The organism is Streptomyces sp. SM11 (assembly GCF_002910905.1).
Taxonomy (GTDB): Bacteria; Actinomycetota; Actinomycetes; order Streptomycetales; family Streptomycetaceae; genus Streptomyces.
Genome location: NZ_NEUE01000297.1, coordinates 1 through 2,073, shown reverse-complemented (window position 1 = coordinate 2,073; position 2,073 = coordinate 1). Strand labels below are relative to the sequence as shown.

Annotated in this window: 1 protein-coding gene and 1 pseudogene; both read right to left on the bottom strand. The window is 72.9% G+C overall.

The window, feature by feature from the left end:
- Positions 1-123: 123 nt before the first annotated feature.
- Entirely contained in the window at positions 124-1,626 is a 1,503-nt protein-coding gene (locus B9S58_RS33080; protein WP_103535592.1) for an aldehyde dehydrogenase family protein, read from the bottom strand.
- Positions 1,627-1,846: 220 nt separating this feature from the next.
- Positions 1,847-2,073 (bottom strand): annotated as a pseudogene (locus tag B9S58_RS33075) (HEXXH motif domain-containing protein); the annotation flags it as partial.

The window sequence follows — 2,073 nt, the reverse complement described above, 5'->3', positions numbered from 1 at the left end:
GCGGTGCTGCGGGGGGTGGAAGGCATCGGTCACTGCTCCTTCTGCAAGGTTCGTGCGTGTACGTGGTGCTGCGAACAGCCGGGCGGGACCGGACGGCGGGTATTCCGTCCGGTCCCGCAGGCGTCAGCCGGCGAACCAGCGCTGGGGGCGCGGGTTGAGGTTCTGGTAGATGTGCTTGGACTCGCGGTACTCGGCGAGCCCCGTCGGGCCGAGCTCGCGCCCCGTACCGGACTTCCCGAAGCCGCCCCACTCGGCCTGCGGCAGGTAGGGGTGGTAGTCGTTGATCCACACGGTGCCGTGGCGCAGCCGCCCGGCGACCCGGCGGGCCCGGCCCGCGTCGGTCGTCCAGACAGCGCCCGCGAGGCCGTAGTCGGTGTCGTTGGCCAGCGTGACGGCCTCTTCCTCGGTACGGAAGGTCTCGACGGTGAGGATCGGGCCGAAGGTCTCCTCGCGGACCACCCGCATCTCGCGGTGGCAGCCGTCGAGGACGGTCGGCCGGTAGAAGTAGCCGCCCTCGGGCCGTACGTCGCTGGGCTTCGGTCGTTCGCCGCCGGCCCGGACGATCGCGCCCTCCTCGCGGGCGGAGGCGACGTACATCTCGACCTTGGCGAGCTGCTGGGCGGAGACGAGCGGGCCGCACTCGACGCCCTCCAGGGTGCCCCGGCCGAGGCGGATGGCGTCGGCGCGGCGGGCCAGCTCGGTGACGAACCGCTCGCTGATCGTGTCCTGGATGATCAGGCGGGCGCCGGCGGAGCAGACCTGGCCGCTGTGGAAGAACGCGGCGTTCAGGGCCTGGTCGACGGCGGTGTCGAAGCCCTCGTCGGTGGCGCAGGCGTCGGCGAAGACCACGTTGGGGTTCTTGCCGCCGAGCTCCAGGGCGACCTTCTTCACGGTCGGCGCGGCGGCCTGGGCCACCTTCGTACCGCTGGCGAGGCCGCCGGTGAAGGAGACCAGGTCGACGTCGGGGTGCTCGGAGAACCGGGCGCCCACCGGGTCGCCGGCTCCGGTGACGAGGTTGGCCGCGCCGTCGGGGAGACCGGCCTCGGAGAGCAGCTTGATCAGGTGGACGGTGGAGAGCGGGGTGACCTCGCTGGGCTTGAGCACGAAGGTGTTGCCGGCGGCGAGGGCCGGGGCGATCTTCCAGCTGGCCTGGAGGAGGGGGTAGTTCCAGGGGGCGATCAGGGCGCAGACGCCGACGGGCTCGTGGACGACGATGCTGTGGATCTCGGGGTCGCCCGCGTCGACGACCCGGCCGCCGCTCTCGTTCATCACGAGGTCGGCGAAGTAACGGAAGGCGTTCGTCACGTCGTCGACGTCGACCCGGCCCTCTTCGAGGGTCTTGCCGGTGTCGCGGCTCTCGGTGATCGCGATCTCCTCGCGGTCCCGCTGGAGCAGCTCGGCGACCCGGCGCAGCAGCCCGGCCCGCTCGGCGACGGGCTTGTGCGGCCAGGGTCCGTCGTCGAAGGCTCGCCGCGCCGCCGCGATCGCCGCATCGGCGTCCTCGGCCCCGCCCTCCGCGACGACGGCCAGGACCGTGGCGTCGGCGGGGTCGATGACCTCGCGCGTCGCGCCTGATCCGGCGGCCCGCCAGGTGCCGTCGATGTGGATGGTACTGAGCGCCGACATATCGATTTTCGCCTTCCGTGCCTGAAATGCCCCCTCCGGTTCGGCCGGGGCGCCGCGCGGTGGACCGGGGTACGGCGCACCAGCGGCCTGGAACCCTCCCCAGTACGGCGGAATGTATGCCGAGAATTTCACTCAGAGTGACACGGCTCACGTGGGGCGGACGCCGGGAGGGGACCGGAGTCCTTGCCCACGGCCTTGTGCGGTGGTGCCATCGGCCGGCTCACGCGGGCCGCTCCGTCCGCGCGAGCCACCGTGCGGCCCGCTCCCACGCCTCCGGCCCCTCCCGGTCCACGGCGGCCGCGAACCGCTCCGGACGGGCCAAGAGCCGCCGGTCACCGGGATGGAGCGCGGTGTGCGCCAGCAGCCAGCCCGCGATCAGGTGCGGGTCTCCCGGAGCATCGGACCAGCGCCGCGCGTACGCGTCCCGAGCCGCTGCGGCCTCGCCGC

Coding starts and splice junctions, on each gene's coding strand:
- B9S58_RS33080 (WP_103535592.1), bottom strand. CDS start 1,626: ATGTCGGCGCTCAGTACCATCCACATCGACGGCACCTGGCGGGCCGCC.